At 69.6% G+C, this 17,590-nt stretch carries 18 protein-coding genes; 12 read left to right on the top strand and 6 right to left on the bottom strand.

Annotation, left to right across the window (positions count from 1 at the left end; genetic code table 11):
- Positions 1-19: 19 nt before the first annotated feature.
- Positions 20-781, bottom strand: coding sequence for an outer membrane beta-barrel protein (locus BHS09_RS37590; protein WP_140800487.1), 762 nt, complete (start codon positions 779-781; stop codon positions 20-22).
- A 167-nt stretch (positions 782-948) separates the two neighbouring features.
- On the opposite strand from BHS09_RS37590, the gene BHS09_RS38710 reads away from it, so the two are divergent.
- Positions 949-1,122, top strand: a complete 174-nt coding sequence (locus BHS09_RS38710; RefSeq protein WP_161604949.1) for a hypothetical protein — start codon at positions 949-951, stop codon at positions 1,120-1,122.
- 10 nt (positions 1,123-1,132) lie between these two features.
- Here BHS09_RS38710 and BHS09_RS37585 read toward each other — a convergent pair whose 3' ends face one another.
- A complete protein-coding gene (locus BHS09_RS37585; protein WP_140800486.1) occupies positions 1,133-1,783 on the bottom strand; it encodes a TetR/AcrR family transcriptional regulator in 651 nt (216 codons plus the stop codon).
- An 86-nt stretch (positions 1,784-1,869) separates the two neighbouring features.
- On the opposite strand from BHS09_RS37585, the gene BHS09_RS37580 reads away from it, so the two are divergent.
- Both BHS09_RS37580 and BHS09_RS37575 read left to right on the top strand, forming a co-directional pair.
- Complete coding sequence (locus BHS09_RS37580; protein ID WP_140796135.1) at positions 1,870-2,685, top strand: alpha/beta fold hydrolase; 816 nt, start codon at positions 1,870-1,872, stop codon at positions 2,683-2,685.
- Positions 2,686-2,717: 32 nt separating this feature from the next.
- Positions 2,718-3,704 carry an extracellular catalytic domain type 1 short-chain-length polyhydroxyalkanoate depolymerase gene (locus BHS09_RS37575; RefSeq protein WP_140796134.1) on the top strand — a complete coding sequence of 329 codons (987 nt, stop codon included), beginning with the start codon at positions 2,718-2,720 and terminating at the stop codon, positions 3,702-3,704.
- Between the two features lie 12 nt (positions 3,705-3,716).
- On the opposite strand, the gene BHS09_RS37570 is transcribed toward BHS09_RS37575, so the two are convergent.
- Positions 3,717-4,658 (bottom strand): MBL fold metallo-hydrolase, encoded by a 942-nt coding sequence (locus tag BHS09_RS37570; protein ID WP_140800485.1) that lies wholly within the window; start codon positions 4,656-4,658, stop codon positions 3,717-3,719.
- An 88-nt stretch (positions 4,659-4,746) separates the two neighbouring features.
- Between BHS09_RS37570 and BHS09_RS37565 the strand changes: the two genes are divergently transcribed.
- From BHS09_RS37565 to BHS09_RS37550, 4 genes are all read left to right on the top strand, one after another.
- The gene (locus tag BHS09_RS37565; protein ID WP_140800484.1) at positions 4,747-5,631 is read left to right on the top strand and encodes a LysR family transcriptional regulator; all 885 of its coding nucleotides are present in this window, start codon (positions 4,747-4,749) and stop codon (positions 5,629-5,631) included.
- Positions 5,632-5,725: 94 nt separating this feature from the next.
- Positions 5,726-7,402, top strand: a complete 1,677-nt coding sequence (locus BHS09_RS37560) for an isovaleryl-CoA dehydrogenase (RefSeq protein ID WP_140800483.1) — start codon at positions 5,726-5,728, stop codon at positions 7,400-7,402.
- Between the two features lie 64 nt (positions 7,403-7,466).
- Positions 7,467-8,288, top strand: coding sequence for an SDR family oxidoreductase (locus tag BHS09_RS37555; protein WP_140796131.1), 822 nt, complete (start codon positions 7,467-7,469; stop codon positions 8,286-8,288).
- 114 nt (positions 8,289-8,402) lie between these two features.
- The gene (locus BHS09_RS37550; RefSeq protein ID WP_140796130.1) at positions 8,403-9,167 is read left to right on the top strand and encodes a hypothetical protein; all 765 of its coding nucleotides are present in this window, start codon (positions 8,403-8,405) and stop codon (positions 9,165-9,167) included.
- A gap of 9 nt (positions 9,168-9,176) precedes the next feature.
- On the opposite strand, the gene BHS09_RS37545 is transcribed toward BHS09_RS37550, so the two are convergent.
- Positions 9,177-10,370, bottom strand: coding sequence for a hypothetical protein (locus tag BHS09_RS37545; RefSeq protein ID WP_140800482.1), 1,194 nt, complete (start codon positions 10,368-10,370; stop codon positions 9,177-9,179).
- Between the two features lie 2 nt (positions 10,371-10,372).
- Complete coding sequence (locus BHS09_RS37540; RefSeq protein WP_161605196.1) at positions 10,373-13,060, bottom strand: TonB-dependent receptor domain-containing protein; 2,688 nt, start codon at positions 13,058-13,060, stop codon at positions 10,373-10,375.
- Positions 13,061-13,372: 312 nt separating this feature from the next.
- Here BHS09_RS37540 and BHS09_RS38970 point away from each other — a divergent pair, with 312 nt between their 5' ends.
- The 3 genes from BHS09_RS38970 to mltA are packed head-to-tail and all read left to right on the top strand — an operon-like array spanning position 13,373 to position 15,615.
- Entirely contained in the window at positions 13,373-13,780 is a 408-nt protein-coding gene (locus BHS09_RS38970) for a hypothetical protein (RefSeq protein ID WP_174260623.1), read from the top strand.
- Positions 13,738-14,370, top strand: coding sequence for a HEAT repeat domain-containing protein (locus BHS09_RS39815; protein ID WP_237080075.1), 633 nt, complete (start codon positions 13,738-13,740; stop codon positions 14,368-14,370). The genes BHS09_RS38970 and BHS09_RS39815 overlap by 43 nt, the downstream gene beginning before the upstream one ends.
- Positions 14,371-14,379: 9 nt before the next feature.
- A complete protein-coding gene (gene mltA / locus BHS09_RS37530) occupies positions 14,380-15,615 on the top strand; it encodes a murein transglycosylase A (RefSeq protein ID WP_140800480.1) in 1,236 nt (411 codons plus the stop codon).
- On the opposite strand, the gene BHS09_RS37525 is transcribed toward mltA, so the two are convergent.
- Positions 15,599-15,754 carry a hypothetical protein gene (locus BHS09_RS37525; RefSeq protein WP_237080074.1) on the bottom strand — a complete coding sequence of 52 codons (156 nt, stop codon included), beginning with the start codon at positions 15,752-15,754 and terminating at the stop codon, positions 15,599-15,601. The two genes, mltA and BHS09_RS37525, sit on opposite strands and share 17 nt — an antisense overlap.
- A gap of 275 nt (positions 15,755-16,029) precedes the next feature.
- Between BHS09_RS37525 and BHS09_RS37520 the strand changes: the two genes are divergently transcribed.
- A complete protein-coding gene (locus tag BHS09_RS37520) occupies positions 16,030-17,121 on the top strand; it encodes a 2-oxoglutarate and iron-dependent oxygenase domain-containing protein (protein WP_140800479.1) in 1,092 nt (363 codons plus the stop codon).
- A 40-nt stretch (positions 17,122-17,161) separates the two neighbouring features.
- The gene (locus tag BHS09_RS37515) at positions 17,162-17,530 is read left to right on the top strand and encodes a DUF2845 domain-containing protein (protein ID WP_140796125.1); all 369 of its coding nucleotides are present in this window, start codon (positions 17,162-17,164) and stop codon (positions 17,528-17,530) included.
- Positions 17,531-17,590 lie beyond the last annotated feature (60 nt).

The following is a 17,590-nucleotide window of genomic DNA, read 5'->3' as shown; positions in this document are numbered from 1 at the left end:
TGCGGACCGCGGGAGTGGCCTAGAAGCGGAACTGCATCCGCACGCCGCCGGACATCCAGGCGTGGACCGCCTTGTTGTCGATGCTCTCCGAGTCCGACTCGGAGATGTCGCCGAGGATGGGCACGTTCTTCGTCTCGATGCTGCTGGTCGCCGTCTGGTAGACGCCGGCCGCCAGCGACAGGTAGGGCCCGATGGAGAACGTGTCGTTGACGCGGTAGTCGGCGCCGGCCTGGACGGATGCGAACTCGATGCCGCGGGCGCCCGTGCCGATGGTGGTCTCGATGTCTCCCTCGCTCGCGGAGATTTTCATGTTGAGCATCTCGTAGCCGATGCCCAGGCCCAGCCAGGGCATGAACTTCTCACCCGCGCGGAAGTGGTAGGACGCGTTGATGCCGAAGCGCATCTGGCTGGCGGAGCAGCTGACTTCGGAGCGGCAGTCTTCAGCGAGGAGCACGGGCGCATACTGGAAGTGGGCGCCCAGGTAGACGTTCGAGTTGAAGAAGTAGCCCAGGTCCACCTGCAAGGGGATGGCGCCGCTGTACGCGTCACTCATCTTGGGGTTTTCACCCCGCTCGGAAGCCACGGCGCTTCCCAGCGGGAGGCTGTAGCCGGCGCGCAGACCCAGCGCGAAGCCCCGGTCCTCTTGCGCCTGCCCGATGTCCTCGGTGCTCTTGACCTCCTTGCGCCGGAAGTTGCCGTCTTTGCGCCAGTCCGCCGCGAAGGCGGGAGCGGACAGGGTGAGGGAGAGCGCCGTGAGCTTCCAGAGCATGCGAGTGGTCATGGTGAGGGTATCCAGCGTGAGGAAGGATTCGCCGTTGCGGTGGATGCGCCTTCTGACGCGAGCCTGCCTGGAAAATTCAACGGTCAGCAACCAACCGTGCAGCCGGGCCCTGTCGCGCGCGCGGGGCGTCCCTACCATGAAGAGACTTTCCCGTGGCATGGAGGCCGATGATGAAGGGGCTGCTCTACGTGGGACTGGGGCTGCTCGCGCTCTGGGTCGTGCTCACCGTGACTCGCGCCGTCGTGGGCGGCTTGCTGTGGGTCGTCCTCCTCGTGGGTATCGCCGCGCTGGCGGTGTACGCGTTCCAGGTGGCGTCCGGCCGCAGGCAGATGCGCGGTTAGTCGCGCGGCCTCACGCGCCGGAGACACTTCCCAGCATCCGCAGCGCCAACTCGGCGTGGGTCTTCGCCAGGGTCTCCACCGCGATGGGGCCGCCGGGTTCGAACCAGTGGGGGATGCGAGAGCCCATGCCGACAATCGCCGCGGCGGTGATTTCGGGATGGAGCGGGGAGAACTGCCCCTGGGCCATGCCGCGCCGGATGGCGTCAATCAACATGGCGTTGGCCTTGTCCCGCAGCGCTTGCGCGGGCGCCGCCAGCTCCGGCGACAGCGCGTAGAACTCCTCGTTCACCACCAGCGCGAGCTGCGGATGTTCCGCGTGGACGCGCGTGTGCGCATGAACCAGCGCGCGCACCTGGTCCGCCGGCGTGGGCTTCGCGCCCTGGAACGCGGTCTCCAACGCCTCGAAGTGGGCCTCGTGGCCAATGCGCACCAGCTCCGCGAGCACGTGGTCCTTGGCCGCGAAGTGGGCGTACAGCGCACTGGGCCGCAGCTCCAGGGCCGACGCCAGGTCCCGAATGGACGTGTCGTGATAGCCGCGGCTCGCGAAGAGCTGCAGGGCCGTCTCCAGGATGCGCCGGCGCGTGCCTTCGGGGGGCGCCGCTGCCGTGGGGGGGAGGCGGGCGGCCGTGGCGCGCAGGCGAGAGCGGGGGGAGGTGCTCATGGGGTACTCTTGAAAAACGAACGTTCGTTCATGTAGCTTCGGGCCTGCGGTTCGACACGCTTCCTACCTGAATCTGGGGTCCGAACATGCCGTTGCTCCAGTTCGAGGCGCTCTCCCTCTACTTCGAGGAATCGGGTGAGGGCACCCCTGTGCTGCTTCTTCACGGCCTTGGCTCCTCAGGCCGGGACTGGGAGTCCGTGGCACCCAGACTGACGGGCCGCCATCGCGTCATCGTTCCCGATGCGCGGGGCCACGGACGCAGCGGAAAGCCGCCGGGCGCCTATGGCGTGCCGCGCTTCGCCCGGGACATCGCCGGGCTGTGTGACGCGCTGGGACTCACCGGCGTCCACGTGGTGGGCCTGTCCATGGGCGGGATGATGGGGTTCCAGCTCGCGGTGGACCGGCCGGAGCTGGTGCGCAGCCTGGTCATCGTCAACAGCGGGCCGGAGCTGGTGGCGCGCACGCTGCGCCGCAAGTTCGAGTTCGGGCTGCGCCTGACGCTGCTGAAGCTGCTGGGGCCCTCGGTGCTGGCGAAGGTCCTGGCGCCCAAGCTCTTTCCCAAGCCCGAACAGGAAGCGCTTCGTCAGCGCGCGCTGGAGATATTCAGCGCCAACGACCCGGACGCGTACCTGCGCGCGACGAAGGGGTTGGTGGGGTGGAGCGTCATGCGGCACCTGGGCGGCATCACCTGCCCGGTGCTGGTGCTCGCGTCCGACAGGGACTACACGCCCGTGTCCACGAAGCAGGCCTACGTGGACCTGCTGCCGAACGCGCGGCTCCAGGTGTTGAGTGATTCCGGCCATGCGTCACCGCATGACCAGCCCGACAAGGTCGCCGAAGCCGTGGAGGCCTTCCTGGCCGGAGTCGAGGACGCCGCGGTGGATGCGCGGCAGCCGGGCTGAGCGCGGTTCCCCCACCCCGAAGGAGTCAGCCAATGAAGCGGAACACTGTCGCGTGCTCGCGCACGTGGTTGTTGCTGCTCGCCGTCCTCACGCTCACCGCCGCTGCGCCCGCACGCGCCGGCACCTGGGTTCATGGCATCGAAGGGACCCGGGGCTTCCAGCTCTGGGTGCCCACGGGGTACCAGGCTGACACGCCGCTGCCCCTGGTGGTGGCGCTGCACGGCTGCTTCCAGAACCCGAGCCAGTTCGCCGGCCTCTCGCGCCTCAACGAGAAGGCGGACGCCGAGAAGTTCCTGGTGCTGTACCCGAACCAGGCGACGTTCGCGAACCCCACGCAGTGCTGGAACTTCATGCTGGTGCTCAACCAGACGCGGGGCCACGGTGAGCCCGCGCTCGTTGTGGGCATGGTGGAGCAGGTGAAGCGGCACTACGCGGTGGATGCGCGCCGCATCTACGTGGGCGGCGTCAGCTCCGGCGCGGTGCTCACGGGGACGCTGCTGGCCTGCTACTCGGACGTGTTCGCCGCGGGGATGATTGGCGCGGGGGCCATGTACAAGGCGGCCACCACGATTTCGGGCACGGGCTTCGCCATGCTCTTCGGCAGCATCTACCACCCGGATGACCGGGGCCGGGACGCGTGGGTGTGCTCGGGCCGTCCGCGTCACACGGTGCCGGTGCTTGTCGTGCACGGGACGAAGGACAGCGTGGTCGACTCCGTCAACGGCCGGCAAGCGGTGCGGCAGTTCCTGCAGACCAGTGACTACGGCGATGACGGCGTGGCCAATGACAGCATCCGTCCGGTGGCCACGCAGGTGACGCGCGCGACGGTGCCCGGCGGGCGCGGGTACACCGTGGAGGACTACGTCTACGGTGGCTCGCTGGTGGCGCGGCACATCGAAATCCAGGGGATGGACCACGCCTGGCCCGGTGGGGATTCGCGTTATCCCTTCGCCGACCCGTCCGGACCGGACGGCACCAGCATCATGTGGGACTTCTTCCGGCAGCACACCCGGAACTGAGGCACCTGCGCGTCAGTGTTGGTGGCCCAGGCGCACCTCGACCTCGGGGTGTGCCTGGGCGAACGCGCGCAGCTTCTTGAAGCTCACCGTGGCCCGGTCCGCGTCGTTGTTGAACGAGCCGGGCTCCACGTCGTGCTCCCAGCCCCAGCGGGTGTGGCTGATGTCCCCCGCGAGCAGCACCGGGCCCTTCGTGGAGCGCACCAGGTACGCGGTGGTGCCGGGCGTGTGGCCGGGCAGCCAGAGCGCCCACACGGAGCCGTCCCCGAAGATGTCCACCGCGCCGTCGAACAGGCCGGCGTCCTCCCGCGCGTAGGTCCACTCCGACAGCGGCGGCTTGCCGGCCAGGGCCCGGTCGCTGTTGCCCTGGACGACGATGTTCACGAAGGCGCGGTCGGACGCTTCACCCGGTCCGGTGTAGATGGGCGTCCCGGCGGGTACGTCCGCCATGCCGGTGATGTGGTCCGGGTGCAGGTGCGTGAGGAACACGCCCGCCAGCGGCTGTTGCTGCTTCGCCAGCCACTCCCCCAGCGGCGCGTGCACCGTCATCTTCTCCATGTTCATGGCGCTGGCGACGAGCCCGCGCATGGCGGCCTTCTCCGGCGCGTCCCGCAGCGCCGTCTCTACGCCAGTGTCGACGATGAAGAGGCCTTTCTCCGGGTGGCGGAGGACGTGGAAGAAGACCTGGACGGGCTCGTCCTCGTCCTTCAGACCCGCCGCCTTCGCGGTGGGGTGGTCCAGGTTGATGAGGCCTCCGCGCTCCACCGCCCAGTCGCAAGAGACGACCGTTTCCAGCTCCACCGGGCCGGGTTGCGCCAGCATTGGCAGCAGCTCCGACGAAGGGCGCGCCTTGCCGAGGGCGGAGGGCTGCACGCCGTGTGATGTGACGGCGCAGCCCGTGAGGGCGGCGGTGACGAACACGGCGGCGAACGAGAGGGCGAGGGAACGGTTCCGCATGGTGGGGCTCCTGCACGTCGAGACAGGCGCAAGGTAGCGATGCGAGAATGGATGGAAAATGGCGATTCAGGCATGAGGTCATGCATTCATGGATATCTCCTGGGATGACGCGCGGCTGTTCCTCGCCATCGCGGAGACGGGCAGCTTCAGCGGGGCGGCGCGGCGGCTCCGCATCGGTCAGCCCACGGTGAGCCGGCGGCTGGCGGCGCTGGAGTACGCGGTGGGCGCCTCCTTGTTTCGCCGAGGCGTGGACGGCGCGGTGCTGACGGCCGCGGGTGAGCGGCTGGTGCCGCCGGCCAAGAAGATGGCGGAGTGGGCGGGAGAGCTGCACCGCGCGGCGGAGTCGTCGGACACGTCGCCTCGGGGCTTGGTGCGGGTGACGGCGGCGCCGTACATGTGCTTCGACTTCCTCGCGCCCTTCTCAGGGGCGGTAGCGAAGAAGTACCCGGGGCTGCGGTTGGAGGTGCTCTCCGGGATTCAGTACCTGGACCTGGGGCGCGGCGAGGCGGACCTCGCGCTGCGGGCCCGGTGCCCGCCGAACGCGGACTTGAAGCGCGTGTATGGGGTGCAGATTCGCAACGCCGTCTTCGTGGCGAAGTCGCTCAAGGCGAAGCTGCCCAAGCGGCCCACGCTCCAGCAGATTCCGTGGGTGGCCTGGGCGCCGCCGTTCGATGCGACGCCGCCCAATCCCCAGCTGGAGTCCATCATCCCCGGCTTCTCGCCCGTGTTCACCGCGGACAACTACCTGGTGATGCTGGCCGCGGCCGAGGCGGGCGTGGGGGCCATGGTGCTGGGCGACCTGCGGCACCGCTTCGTGCGGGAGCGGAGCCTCGTGCCGCTCGACCTGGACCTGGGGCCCTACGCCACCAGCGAGCTGCACCTGGTGTGCGCAAAGTCTGCGCTCGACATACCGCGTGTGCGGAAGGTTTCGGAGCTGCTGGTCGAGGAGCTGGAGCAGGCGAAGAAGCGGTGACACGCCGCATCCGCCCCTCGGGTTGCGATGGCCTGCCGCTCGTGTTCACGGTAATCCAGGGGAACAGGGCACTGTCCCCAGGAGGACCTTCACCATGACTGAACGCAACGCCATTGCCGCCGGTTTCCTCACGCACGAAGTCACGAACCAGCCTCCACCGCTCGTGTACGACGCGTGGACGACGGACACCGTGCTCCGCGAGGTGGTGGCCCGCGAGGGCGGCGGCTGGGCGGAGGCCGACCTGGCGAAGTACGGCCCCGTGGTGGGCGGGGAGATGCAGCAGCTGGCGTTCCTCGCCAACGAGAACAAGCCCAAGTTCCGGCCCTTCGACCGCTATGGCAACCGCCGTGACGAGGTGGAGTTCCATCCCGCGTACCACCGGCTGATGGAGCTGGGCATGGCCCACGGCGTCTCGGGTTTCGCCTGGCGCAACGAGGACAAGCCCGGCGCCCACGTGGCGCGCATGGCCCTCTTCTATCTGCACAATCAGGCGGACCAGGGGACGAGCTGTCCGCTCACGATGACGTACGCGTCGGTGCCCGCGCTGCGCCACCAGCCAGAGGTGGCGATGGAGTGGCTGCCGCGCGTGAGCTCGGCGTCCTACGACAGCCGCTTCATCCCCGCCGCGCAGAAGTCAGGCGCCACCATTGGCATGGGCATGACGGAGAAGCAGGGCGGCTCCGACGTGCGCACCAACACCACCAAGGCGCACCGCCTGGGTGAAGGCCGCGGGCCCGGTCAGCCCTACGCGCTGGTGGGCCACAAGTGGTTCTTCTCCGCGCCCATGAGCGACGCCTTCCTGGTGCTGGCGCACGCGGAGGGTGGCCTGTCGTGCTTCCTGATGCCGCGCTTCACGCCGGACGGCGCGCTCAACGCCATCCGCGTCCAGCGGTTGAAGGACAAGCTGGGCGACTGGAGCAACGCCAGCTCGGAGGTGGAGCTGCACGGTGCCTACGCGGTGATGGTGGGCGCGGAGGGCCGCGGTGTCCCCACCATCCTGGAGATGGTCGCGCTGACGCGGCAGGACTGCATGATTGGCTCCAGCGGGCAGATGCGTCAGGCGCTGGTGCAGGCCATCCACCACACGCGCCACCGCGTGGCGTTCGGCAAGCGGCTCATCGACCAGCCGCTGATGCGCAACGTGTTGGCGGACCTGGCGCTGGAGCTGGAGGCCCATGTCGCGCTCACCGGGCGCGTCTCCCGCGCGGTGGACGCCACGCCTCGGGATGAGAAGGAGGCCGCGTTCTGCCGCATCGCCACGGCGGTGGGGAAGTACTGGGTGTGCAAGCGCACGCCCTCCTTCGTCAACGAGGCGCAGGAGTGTCTGGGCGGCGCGGGCTACGTGGAGGAGACGAACCTGCCTCGCCTGTACCGGCAGGCCCCGCTCAACTCCATCTGGGAGGGCAGCGGCAACATCCAGTGCCTGGACGTGCTGCGCGCGGCGTCGCGAGAGCCGGCCAGCCGGGAAGCCCTCTTCGCCGAGCTTCTGGCCGCGCAGGGCGGGCACCCCGCCTACGACGAGGCCACCGCGCGGTTGGGCAAGGAGCTGGCCAACACGGACTCGATGGAGGCGCGCTCGCGCACCATCGTGGAGGGGTTGGCGCTGGCGCTCCAAGCGTCGCTGCTGATTCGTGCGGGCAACACCGCTGTGTCGGATGCCTTCTGCGAGTCCCGCCTGGGCGGGGCGCATGGACAGACGTTTGGCACGCTACCGGCCCACGCCCCCATGCAGATGCTCATCGAGCGTGCCTTCTCCGAGGAGGCGAAGTGATGGGGTCCCTCGCCAAGGTGGCGCTGCGGAAGCCATACGCCCGTTCGTGATAGGAGAACACCCCATGTCCAATCTCCAGGGAAAGACGCTGTTCATCTCCGGTGCCAGCCGTGGCATCGGCAAGGCCATTGCCCTCCGCGCTGCCCGGGATGGCGCCAACATCATCATCGCCGCCAAGACGACGGAGCCGCACCCCAAGCTCCCCGGCACCATCTACACGGCGGCGGAGGAAATCGAGAAGGCGGGTGGCAAGGCGCTGCCCTGTGTCGTGGACATCCGCGACGAGCAGCAGATCGCCGCCGCCGTGGCCAAGGCGGTGGAGACCTTCGGCGGCATCGACATCCTGGTGAACAACGCCAGCGCCATCAGCCTCACGGGCACGCTCGAGACGCCGATGAAGCGCTTTGACCTGATGCACGGCATCAACACGCGTGGCACGTATGCGTGTTCGCAGGCGTGTATCCCGTACCTGAAGAAGGCCAGCAATCCGCACATCCTCAACAACTCGCCGCCGCTCAACATGGAGGCGCGCTGGTTCGCGCCCCACGTCGCGTACACCATGGCGAAGTTCGGCATGAGCATGTGCGTGCTGGGCATGGCGGAGGAGCTGCGCTCGGACGGCATCGCGGTGAACGCCATCTGGCCGCGCACCGTCATCGCCACCGCGGCGGTGCAGAACCTGCTGGGCGGGGATGAGACCATCCGCGGCTGCCGGACGCCGGAAATCATGGCGGACGCGGCCTACGCCATCCTCACCAAGCCGAGCCGCGAGTTCACCGGCAACTTCTGCATCGACGAGGAAGTCCTCCGCGGCGTGGGCGTGACGGACTTCGACAAGTACCAGCTGGTGCCCGGGGCGGAGCTGCTCCCCGACTACTTCATCTGAGTCTGCATCGCCCCAGCCCGTCCTCGCGCGCGGAGTCGCTGTAGCCCGCGCGAGGGCGTGGCATGCTCACGGCCCTTGTCAGGGGCGCCGCGCGCGCCGAGGGGGCTGTCTTTCATGAACAGGAAGTGGTTGGGATTGGGTGGCCTGGTGCTGGGCTGCTGGTGGTCGGGGTGTGCCACGTCTTCGGGCACGTCGTCCGCGCCACAGGGCTCTAGGTCGGGACCCATTGAGCTGGACCTGCCCGGTGAGCGCTCCTCGGCGGCCACCGTGGCGCCTTCGGGAAAGGCGTGTCCGGATGACATCGCGGACGAGCCCGCGCTGGAGGACAAGGCCTACGAGGGGCGCGAGGCGCGCACCTGGCATGCGAACGTAGACCTGCTGAGTCCGCGGTCCGAAAAGGACCCCATTCCACGGGACTTCCACAAGCAGTTCACGCTCGCCAGTGGTCCCCTCGACCTGGTGGTTCATCGACACACGACCGACGAGGGCAAGCCGAGTCCCTGGGTTCTGGTCACGCTGGCCCGGCCTTTCGAGGGCGGCCACTGCATCGTGAGCTCCTGGGGGCTGGGCGGTATGGAAGGGAAGGCGTCGCTCGTGGACACCTGGGCGGCGCAGGATGGCAAGCACGCCATCTTCCTGATGAAGCTGGCGCCGACCGAGGACTCCCTGGCGAACACCACCCGCTGGGTGGTGTTGGGCACGGATGGCCGTCGCGCGTGGGCGGCCCTGGGCACGCCTCCGCAGCACCATCTGCTGGTGCCGTCGGTGAAGCTCTTCCCGAATGGGAAGGACCTCTACCTGGACATCCAGCAGCGCTACCTCACGCGGCTGCGCCTGGGCGCGGACGGGCGCTTCGTCGTGCCCGCCCCGCCCAACTGAGCGGCGACGTCAGGGCGCTCCGAAGAGGGAGACCTCTCGGAGCGTGCTGATGCTCTGCTTGAAGGGAGGCGGCCCGCCGTTTGGAAGCGGCTTCCCGAACCACACGCGCACCTCGCGGACCTCGGGCACGTCCACCGGAAGCTCCAGCCGCACATAGAGTTCCTGGCTACCTGAGTCCGAGTTCGTCTCGTCCAGGTAGGGCCCGGAGGTCGGGTCGGGAAGCACGGGGCTCGTCCTCAGGAGCTGCCAGTCATTCCCGTCCACCGAGCCCTCCACGTGCAGCACCTGCTCGGGAGGTCCCACCACCCGGGCACCCCGGATGACGACCTGCCGGGGCCGCAGAGGCTGGGGCAGGATGAGCGTGAGCTCCGTGGCCAGTGCTTGAGGCGGCCCTGGGACGTTGACGGCCTCGAGCCGGCCATCCGTGAAGGGGCAGGGGCTCACGACGTTCCGGCCGCCGCGGCAGTCCGCGCCACGGCTGATGGGCACGCGTCCTTCGAATGGCAGCCGGAAGGGCGGGGCGTCGTGGACGGCGAAGTAGTAGAGCGACGTGTGGACCCAGACGCGCGCGCCCGAGGAGAAGGCCTGGACGTGGGCGTGTCCGTCCGTGAAGTCCTCGAGGATTTCCGGGCCCAGCCAGGGCGCTTCCTGCTCTCCGGTCCGGATGAGCCACGCACGTCCCGTGGGGCCGCGCGCCTCCACGAAGTAGTGGGGCTCGGGGATGTCCGCCACCTGCGGCATGTCATTCCACGCCAGCATGACGCCGCCTGGGGCCTCGGCCGCTCGCACGTTGCTGTTCCAGAGGCGCAGGGGCGGCACGTCCGAGTCCCGGTTGAGTTCCATGGCGATCAGGTCCCTGCCACCGTCCGCGCGCGGTGGCAGCAGGAGCTGGAAGGCATTGGGTGCCGCCCAGGGGATGGGACGCACAATCTCGTCCGCGCCGGTCTCCCTCGCGGTGAGGCGGTGGAGGAAGAGGCCGTCCGCGTCGGGTGTCACCTCGGCCCAGGGCTCGAAGCGCACGCGGGGCGGTGTATTCGCTGGGACGGGAACGGGCAGCGGGCGGGTGAGGAGGAGCGGCCCTCCTCGCCAGGGCGCGCCATCCGCTTCCTGCGCGGTGCCGGAGAGGAACACGGGGGCATCCGGCTCCATCGCGCACGCCAGGAGCGACAGGCACAGGGGGAGCAGGGGCGTGAGGCGAGTCATGGTCAGAAGGTCCCCTTCGCGCCCAGGGTGGGCAGGATGACCGGCACGTCGATGGTGCTGACGCGCAGCTTGTCGATGGCTCCCGTGGAGGCCTCCTCGAAGCCGTACTTGCGGCTGATGACCTCACTGCGCGCGGTGACGTTGAAGACGTCCAGGTAGACGTCGAGCACGAAGTTGTTGAAGGCCCAGCTGTGGGAGGCGCGCACGTCCAGCCGGAAGAAGGGCGGCAGGCGCCCCACGGCGTCGCGGCTCACGGGTCGCCACTCCGGCGTGCCGTCCTCCGTGGTCCCCGGCTGCATGGTGCGGTAGCCGAACTGGCCGCTCTCCGGACGGCCGGTGTTGAAGTGCGCCACCGCGCCCACGGTGACGAAAGGGAAGCGGTAGCTGAGCGCGGCCTTGAACGTGTGGGCTTGTTCGAAGGCGTAGGGCAGGTAGCCCTCGGCCTGGCCCACTTCTTCGCCGTCGGGGCCCACGCGCGCGTAGCGTTCGAAGCGCTGGCTCTGGTTGAAGCCGTAGGTGGCCCATCCGAACCAGTTGCGTCCCAGGGGCCGGCGCACCATCAGCTCCACGCCGTAGGTGCGGCCGCGTCCCTGGATGTCGTCCGCCTCCAGGCCCCGGCGGCGCAGGTTGCTCAGGACGTCCTCGAAGTTGAACTCGAGCGTGCGCAGCAGCGGGTTGAAGTAGGCCTCCGCGAGGATTTCCAGCTCCGGGCTCGGGCGCCACTCCGCGCCCGCGGAGAACTGCATCGCGCGTTGCAGCCCCCGGTCCAGCGCGAGCATCTCCCCGGCGGGGACTGGCAGCAGCACGGTGGCGGGCTGGTGGTAGAGGCCCGCGCCCGTCTTGAGGGTGACGGTGTCCGTGAGTGCGTGGCGCACCGCGAGCCGGGGCTCCACCGCGAGCATCGTGGGGCTCCCGAAGCCGTGGTAGCTGTCCACCCGCACGCCGGGCACCAGCGCCCAACGCGCGGACGGTTTCAGCGTGAGCTGCGCGCCCACGCCCGCGAAGGTGGCGAGGATGTCGGGCCGGTCATATGCGTCTGGGCCCTCCACGGGGCCGACGGGCCTGAAGATGCCGATGGCCACCACGTCCGCGCTGCGCCGTTCGAGCTGCCCGAAGAGCTCCAGCCGCGCGGCGTCCGACAGCTCGCGCGTGAAGCCCGCGCGCAGCGCCACGTTGCCCTGCTTCAGGGTGTATTCGCCGTCGTATTTGCCGTCGTCTGCGAAGTCGATGCCCAGCTTGTCGTAGCCGAACGTCAGGCCCAGCTCGGCCTCGCCGCCCGCGAAGGGGTGACGGCCGCGCACGTCCACCCGGTGGAACAGCAGGCCCACGCCGCCGGAGTCCTGATTGGGCGCGCGCGCCGTCAGGCCCACCGCGTCCGAGCTTCCCATCGCGAGCATCCGGAGCTGGCCCTGTCCCACGCGCTGGTCCACGCGAGCCTGGTAGTCCCAGTAGTCCGCGTACATCTTCGGGTCGCCGCCGCTGGTGAACTGCCTGCCATCGGATGACGTGAAGGAAGAGGGCGCGGTGAGGGTGTTGGCCACGCGCGTGATGATGAGGCCCGTGTAGCTGATGCGCGCGGCGGCGGCGACCACCGTGCCCGTGTCCTTCAGCGGCACTTCGAGGAAGACGCCGCTGTGGATGAGGTCCGCGTAGGCGCTGCCGTGGATGCCGTCCTCGCGAGGCCGGCTGATGTGCGCGTCCACCGCGCCACCCAGCAGGCTGCCGTAGCGCGCGGAGGGCACGCCGACCTGGAAGTCGAGCGTCTCGATGAGGTCCGGGTGCACCACCGCCCCGCCCACCATGAGGTGGTAGAGGAAGGGCACGCGCACGCCATCCACATAGAAGGCGCTGGCGGAGGGTTGCACGCCGCGCACCACGGGGTAGGAGAGGCCCGAGGCCAGCGTCGTCACGCCGGGCATCAGCATCACCACGCGGAAGGGGTCGCCCATGGTGCCGGGGACCTCGCGCAGCTCCTGGTCATGCAGGGTGATGCGGGAGACCTCGGTGCGAGGGCGGTCGCCTCGCACCACCGTCTCGTAGGGATTCAGCGCGAGCGGCTCCAGGGCGTAGACGACCTCCAGGCGCTGGTCGGCTTCCAGGGTCTCCTTCAAGTAGAGCAGCCGGTGTCCGGGCGAGGTGATGTGCAGCGTGTGCTCGCCGGGCGGGAGCGACAGTTCGAAGTGGCCCTGGGGGTCGGCTTCCGCGACGTGTTCGCCGCTGCGCACGACGGCGCCGGAGAGCGGCTTACGTGTGCCCTTGGCCCGGATGCGGCCGGTGAGCACGGCGGCTCGGATGGCGGGCTCGAAGTGGTAGGTGAAGGGCAGTCGCACCGCGACCGGGGTGTCTCCGGACATGGCCGGGTGGAAGCGCAGGCCCGTGGCCGCATGCAGCGCGGTGCGGACGAACTCGGGCGGTGCGCCGTCTCGCGCGACGCCCACGTCCGTGACCTCGCCCGCTTCGTCGAGCGTGAGCTCCAGCTCCACCTCCACGGGGTGGGTGAGCGGGAAGCCTTCGGGCAGTTTCGCCGGCGAGTTCTCCAGCAGCCTGGGCGGAACGGGTGGGGCGCTCGTGGCCGGCACTTCGCCGGAGGCCGCGGCAGGGGGCGTCTCGTCCGTGAGCGGGGACGCCTGGGATTGCGCTACCGGCGACAGCGCGAGCAAGGCAGATGCCGCGAGGCCAATGCCTTGCATGCGGCGGACGGACCGTGGCCAGCCCATCCATGAGCGACGCGAAGACCGGGCTCCCACATGCGAGGCGTGCGCCGGCATTCCTCGACTGGGTGACCCACCCATCTGGCCTGCTCCCACTCACCGTGGCCGGGGTCGCGCTCCATGCGCGCCGCGGGTCTGCCTACACCCTGGGACACCGTGTCATACGCGCCGAGCCTCACATCCGGGTCGTCCCGGGCCGCAAAGACGCTCGACCGCGTGATTTTGATCAACCATTTGAGAGGGATATGGCCGTTTGTCAGGCCTGGGCGTGAAGGGCAATCCCCCGCGGCCATGCCTGAAATTCGCCGCGCCGAGCTGCGCGCCGAGCTGTCTGGTATCGACCATGATGCTCGCGTCCGCCAGATGGTGGAGCTGGGGCGCATCCTGCGCGATGCGTTGGACGCGGCTGACCTGTCCGAACACACATCGCGGTTCCTGGGGGCGCTGGTGCTGCGCATCTTCGCCAGGGACACCGCCTGGGGCGCGACGTGGCTGGCGACGCTCCCCATGGTGCGGGGCCTCCTGAGCGAGCATCGCTTGGGGGAGCACCTCACCGAGGACGAGGTGCGGGCCTCCGCGCCTTGGCTTCTGGAGGTCGCCCGGAACCAGGCGCGCGTGTGCGCCTGGTGCCGGGCCTGCCGGAGCTCGTCGCGGCCATGCGCGATGCGTCGCCCTTGCCCTCGCAGGCGCAGGCGATGACCCAGTGGCAATCCGCGCGGGCTTCGAGTCCACCGTGGGCGCCACGGTCCGGCGCTTCCGATGGGGCACCGAAGGAGGCGCTGTTCGCGCTGGTGGATGACGCCCGGCCCGTGGTGCGGGAGAAGGCCATTCGGGTCCTGGCCCGGTGTGAGCAGGGCGAGGGGCTCCCCACGTTGCTCCGCTGCCTGGAGGATGAGCGCGTGCTGTCCCTGCTCTCGCGTGTGCCGCTCACCCGGGTCAGGGGCGCCAAGGAGGTGGTGCGCCTGTTGGGCGAGCTGCGCTCCGACGCCGCCTACGAGCGCCTCATCGCCTTGGACGGAACGCGGCTGCACCGGGACGTGCGCATCGCCCTGCTGCGCGCGCTCTGGGCCCATCTGGAGCGCGAGCCCACCTGGGCCATCTTCGCCCGCGCGGTGGAGGGCGAAGAGTGGGTCATGGCCGCACGATTGGGCGACATCCCCGCCGACCGCCTCGGGAGGAGGTGGCCCGGGCCGCGAAGTCGGTCGGCCAGGGCCGCTGACGCCTGGCCGCTCGCTCATTCCGGCACACGCCAGTCCCCATTCGCGCACCGAGGCAGGTGCGATAGGTAGAGGAGCCACATGGACATGCGGCACCTCCGAATCCTCCTGCTGTCGGCGCTGGGGCTCCTCGCCTCGGCCTGTCCGAGCCCCACCCGCGTTCCCGTCACCAAGCCCGAGGACGCGCTCGTCGGCCTGTCCCGCAAGATGGAGCCCCGGGACGACGGTGACGTCGCGTCCCTGCGCACCGCCGTCGCGGAGAGCCTCGTGTGGCTGCGCAGCCGCCCATCCGACCATCGCTTCATCTACGGCGCGCGGCAGGTCTCCATCGCCGAGCTGCGGACCGCCCTGGAGCGCCTGCACGCTCGGCTTCGCGAGGACCTCACGCAGGAGGCCCTGTGGGCCCTGGTCCTGGAGGACTTCGAGCCGCTGGAGGCCGCCGGAGGCGAGGACGGCCAGGTGCTCTTCACCGGCTATTACGAGCCGACCATCGAGGCGAGCCTGACGCGCACGGACGTGTACAACGTGCCCATCCACGGGCCTCCGTCCGACTTGATTGAAGTCCCACTGGAGCCCTTCGCGGAGCGCTTCAAGTCAGAGCGAGTCTTCGGCCGGCTCGACGGGCGGAAGGTGGTGCCGTACTGGTCGCGCGGGGACATCCGTGGGGGGCGGCTCAGCGGACGGAAGCTGGAGCTGGCATGGGCCAAGGACCCGGTGGCGCTCTTCTTCCTGGAGGTGCAGGGCAGCGGCTCACTGCTGTTGCCTGATGGGAGCCGGCGCCGCATCGGCTACGCCGCGTCGAATGGGAAGCCGTACCGCAGCATCGGCTCGCTGCTCATCCAGGAGGGCGCCATCCCCAAGGAGGAGATGTCGATGCAGGCGCTGCGCGCGTGGCTGGCCGCGAATCCTCAGCAGTGCCACCGGGTGCTCGACCACAACGAGTCCTACGTGTTCTTCCGCTTCCTCAACACCGCGTCGGTGGGTTCGCTCGGGCGGCCGGTGACTGCCGGGCGCTCCATCGCGACGGACGCGCGGCTGTTCCCCAAGGGTGGCCTGGCCTTCATCCACACCGAGCGCCCGGTGCGCATGGCGGATGGCTCCGTGCAGTGGAAGCCGCTGTCGCGCTTCGTGCTCAACCAGGACACGGGCGGGGCCATCCGGGGCGCAGGACGGGTGGACGTCTTCTGGGGTGCGGGCCCGCAGGCGGAGCTGGCGGCGGGGATGATGAAGCAGAAGGGGCGGCTGCTCTTCCTCGTCCCCCGGCCCGGCCGCGCCGCGCCCCTGGTGGCGCCGGTGCCCGTCACGCCCCCGAAGTAGCCTTGCCGGCGAACGTCACCGGGATGCCCAGCTTCACGGGCTCGTCCATGAATATCTTGAAGGCGCCCGCGTCGGTGGTGCCGCGCGCCATGCTCTCTCCGACGGTACGGACCTCTCCGGTATACAGCGGGCTTTCCATCGCGGGGTTCTCCTCGTGAGAGGAAACACGTCCCCCCATGTGAAGCCTGGTTGCCGCCGCGCGCGACTGCCCTCGGGGACGAGGGCGCGGGGCCTGGCACGGGAGCAGGGAGGGGGCAGGGGCTTTCCGCCCGCCACCGAGAGACGCAGGTGGCACGCATGCGCCCAAACCGGGCAGTATGGCACCCGTCTCCCTTGTCACGGGTGGCCTGTGCACACCCTGCCCGGCGCGGATGCCGGTGTGGCACCGTGGGGAGAAGACACGAGGCACCTGGGATGAGCAGCGACGTGGCGGAAACGAAAGACGGAGTGGTTCTTCTCGACTATGCGCAGCTCGCGGCGGGCGCGGACCTGAGCGCCGCCATCGAGCGCGCCTACGGGCATGACGGCATTGGCCTGCTCGTCGTCCGGGGCATTCCCGAGCTGGCCGAGCTGCGCGACAACCTGCTGCCCCTGGGCTTCCGCTTCGCCGCGCTGCCCACCGAGGTGAAGGACCGCTACGTCCACGCGCGCAGCAGCTACTCGTTCGGCTGGAGCCACGGGAAGGAGCTGCTGCGCCCTGGCCAGTTCGACGAGTTCAAGGGCTCGTACTACAACAACCCGCAGTACGACGTGCCGCACACCGACGCGGCGCTCATCGAGAAGCACCCGGAGAACTACCACCCCAACGTGTGGCCGGAGGCGGACTTCCCGGAGCTGCGGCCCGCCTTCATGGCGCTGGGCCAGCGGATGGTGGACGTGGGCGTGCTGGTCGCCGAGCAATGCGACAAGTACGTGCAGTCCAGGCTGGGCAGCCGTTTGGCACCGGACGCGGCGCTGGCTCGGACGATTCGCGATTCGCGCGCGTGCAAGGCGCGGCTGCTCTACTACTTCGCCATCAACGAGGACGCGACGCCGCGCACGCGGGACTCGTGGTGCGGCTGGCACAGCGACCACGGCTCGCTCACGGCGCTCTGCCCGGCCATGTACTTCGAGGCCGAGCCGGGCGCGCAGCAGCCGGCGCGCAAGGACATCCCGGTGCCCGACCCGGAAGCGGGCCTGTACGTGCGCACGCGGACGGGCGAGGAGCGCAAGGTCGTCATCCCGAAGGACAGCCTGGCCTTCCAGATTGGCGAAAGCTCCCAGATTGTCACCGGCGGGCTGCTGCGGTCCACGCCGCACGCGGTGCAGGCGCTGGCCCATCCGGCCAGCCGCAACATCTCCCGCGCCACCTTCGCGGTGTTCATGCAGCCGGACAATGACATGCACCTGCGTCCGCCGGAGGGCGTGGACCCCGCCGAGCAGAAGGTGGGCGCCTTCCAGCCTGGAATGACTTTCGGCGATTTCGCCAAGGCGACGTTCGCGAAGTTCTACAACCCCTACGCGTAGCGTGCTCCGCCCCCGCGGACATCCTGCCCCTTTGACCTGAATGGAGAGGAGACAACTCATGCGTGCTCTCGGATTGGCGGTCGTGCTTTCAATGGCCGGGATGCCGGTGGCGGCGGAGGCGGCCTCGCTCCGCTGTGGCCAGGCGCTGGTGGCGGATGGGGCGCTCAAGACCGAGGTGCTCGCCAAGTGCGGGGAGCCGGCGGCGAAGAACTTCCGCACGGTGACGGACTCGGCGGGCTCGGTGACGCCGGACAGGAATACGGGGGGCGTCACGACGGAGCGGCGTTCCGTCACCCGGGAGTACGAGGAGTGGACCTACAACTTCGGGCCGCGCCGCTTCATGCAGGTGGTGACGTTCGAGAACGGCCGCCTCATCGACGTTCAGAGCGCGGGCTACGGCAGCGAGTAGCCGGGCCGGGATGTGCCACCCGGACGGACAGTGATAGCCTCCCGGTTCCACTGCTGGAGC

Source organism: Myxococcus xanthus (genome assembly GCF_006402735.1).
GTDB classification, from domain to species: Bacteria; Myxococcota; Myxococcia; order Myxococcales; family Myxococcaceae; genus Myxococcus; species Myxococcus xanthus_A.
This window is presented reverse-complemented; position numbering and strand designations above follow the sequence as displayed.

Bases quoted from the DNA above. Each gene is read 5' to 3' on its own strand.
- BHS09_RS37590 (WP_140800487.1), bottom strand. From the start codon at position 781: ATGACCACTCGCATGCTCTGGAAGCTCACGGCGCTCTCCCTCACCCTG.
- BHS09_RS38710 (WP_161604949.1), top strand. From the start codon at position 949: ATGATGAAGGGGCTGCTCTACGTGGGACTGGGGCTGCTCGCGCTCTGG.
- BHS09_RS37585 (WP_140800486.1), bottom strand. From the start codon at position 1,783: ATGAGCACCTCCCCCCGCTCTCGCCTGCGCGCCACGGCCGCCCGCCTC.
- BHS09_RS37580 (WP_140796135.1), top strand. From the start codon at position 1,870: ATGCCGTTGCTCCAGTTCGAGGCGCTCTCCCTCTACTTCGAGGAATCG.
- BHS09_RS37575 (WP_140796134.1), top strand. From the start codon at position 2,718: ATGAAGCGGAACACTGTCGCGTGCTCGCGCACGTGGTTGTTGCTGCTC.
- BHS09_RS37570 (WP_140800485.1), bottom strand. From the start codon at position 4,658: ATGCGGAACCGTTCCCTCGCCCTCTCGTTCGCCGCCGTGTTCGTCACC.
- BHS09_RS37565 (WP_140800484.1), top strand. From the start codon at position 4,747: ATGGATATCTCCTGGGATGACGCGCGGCTGTTCCTCGCCATCGCGGAG.
- BHS09_RS37560 (WP_140800483.1), top strand. From the start codon at position 5,726: ATGACTGAACGCAACGCCATTGCCGCCGGTTTCCTCACGCACGAAGTC.
- BHS09_RS37555 (WP_140796131.1), top strand. From the start codon at position 7,467: ATGTCCAATCTCCAGGGAAAGACGCTGTTCATCTCCGGTGCCAGCCGT.
- BHS09_RS37550 (WP_140796130.1), top strand. From the start codon at position 8,403: ATGAACAGGAAGTGGTTGGGATTGGGTGGCCTGGTGCTGGGCTGCTGG.
- BHS09_RS37545 (WP_140800482.1), bottom strand. From the start codon at position 10,370: ATGACTCGCCTCACGCCCCTGCTCCCCCTGTGCCTGTCGCTCCTGGCG.
- BHS09_RS37540 (WP_161605196.1), bottom strand. From the start codon at position 13,060: ATGCAAGGCATTGGCCTCGCGGCATCTGCCTTGCTCGCGCTGTCGCCG.
- BHS09_RS38970 (WP_174260623.1), top strand. From the start codon at position 13,373: ATGCCTGAAATTCGCCGCGCCGAGCTGCGCGCCGAGCTGTCTGGTATC.
- BHS09_RS39815 (WP_237080075.1), top strand. From the start codon at position 13,738: ATGCGCGATGCGTCGCCCTTGCCCTCGCAGGCGCAGGCGATGACCCAG.
- mltA (WP_140800480.1), top strand. From the start codon at position 14,380: ATGGACATGCGGCACCTCCGAATCCTCCTGCTGTCGGCGCTGGGGCTC.
- BHS09_RS37525 (WP_237080074.1), bottom strand. From the start codon at position 15,754: ATGGAAAGCCCGCTGTATACCGGAGAGGTCCGTACCGTCGGAGAGAGC.
- BHS09_RS37520 (WP_140800479.1), top strand. From the start codon at position 16,030: ATGAGCAGCGACGTGGCGGAAACGAAAGACGGAGTGGTTCTTCTCGAC.
- BHS09_RS37515 (WP_140796125.1), top strand. From the start codon at position 17,162: ATGGAGAGGAGACAACTCATGCGTGCTCTCGGATTGGCGGTCGTGCTT.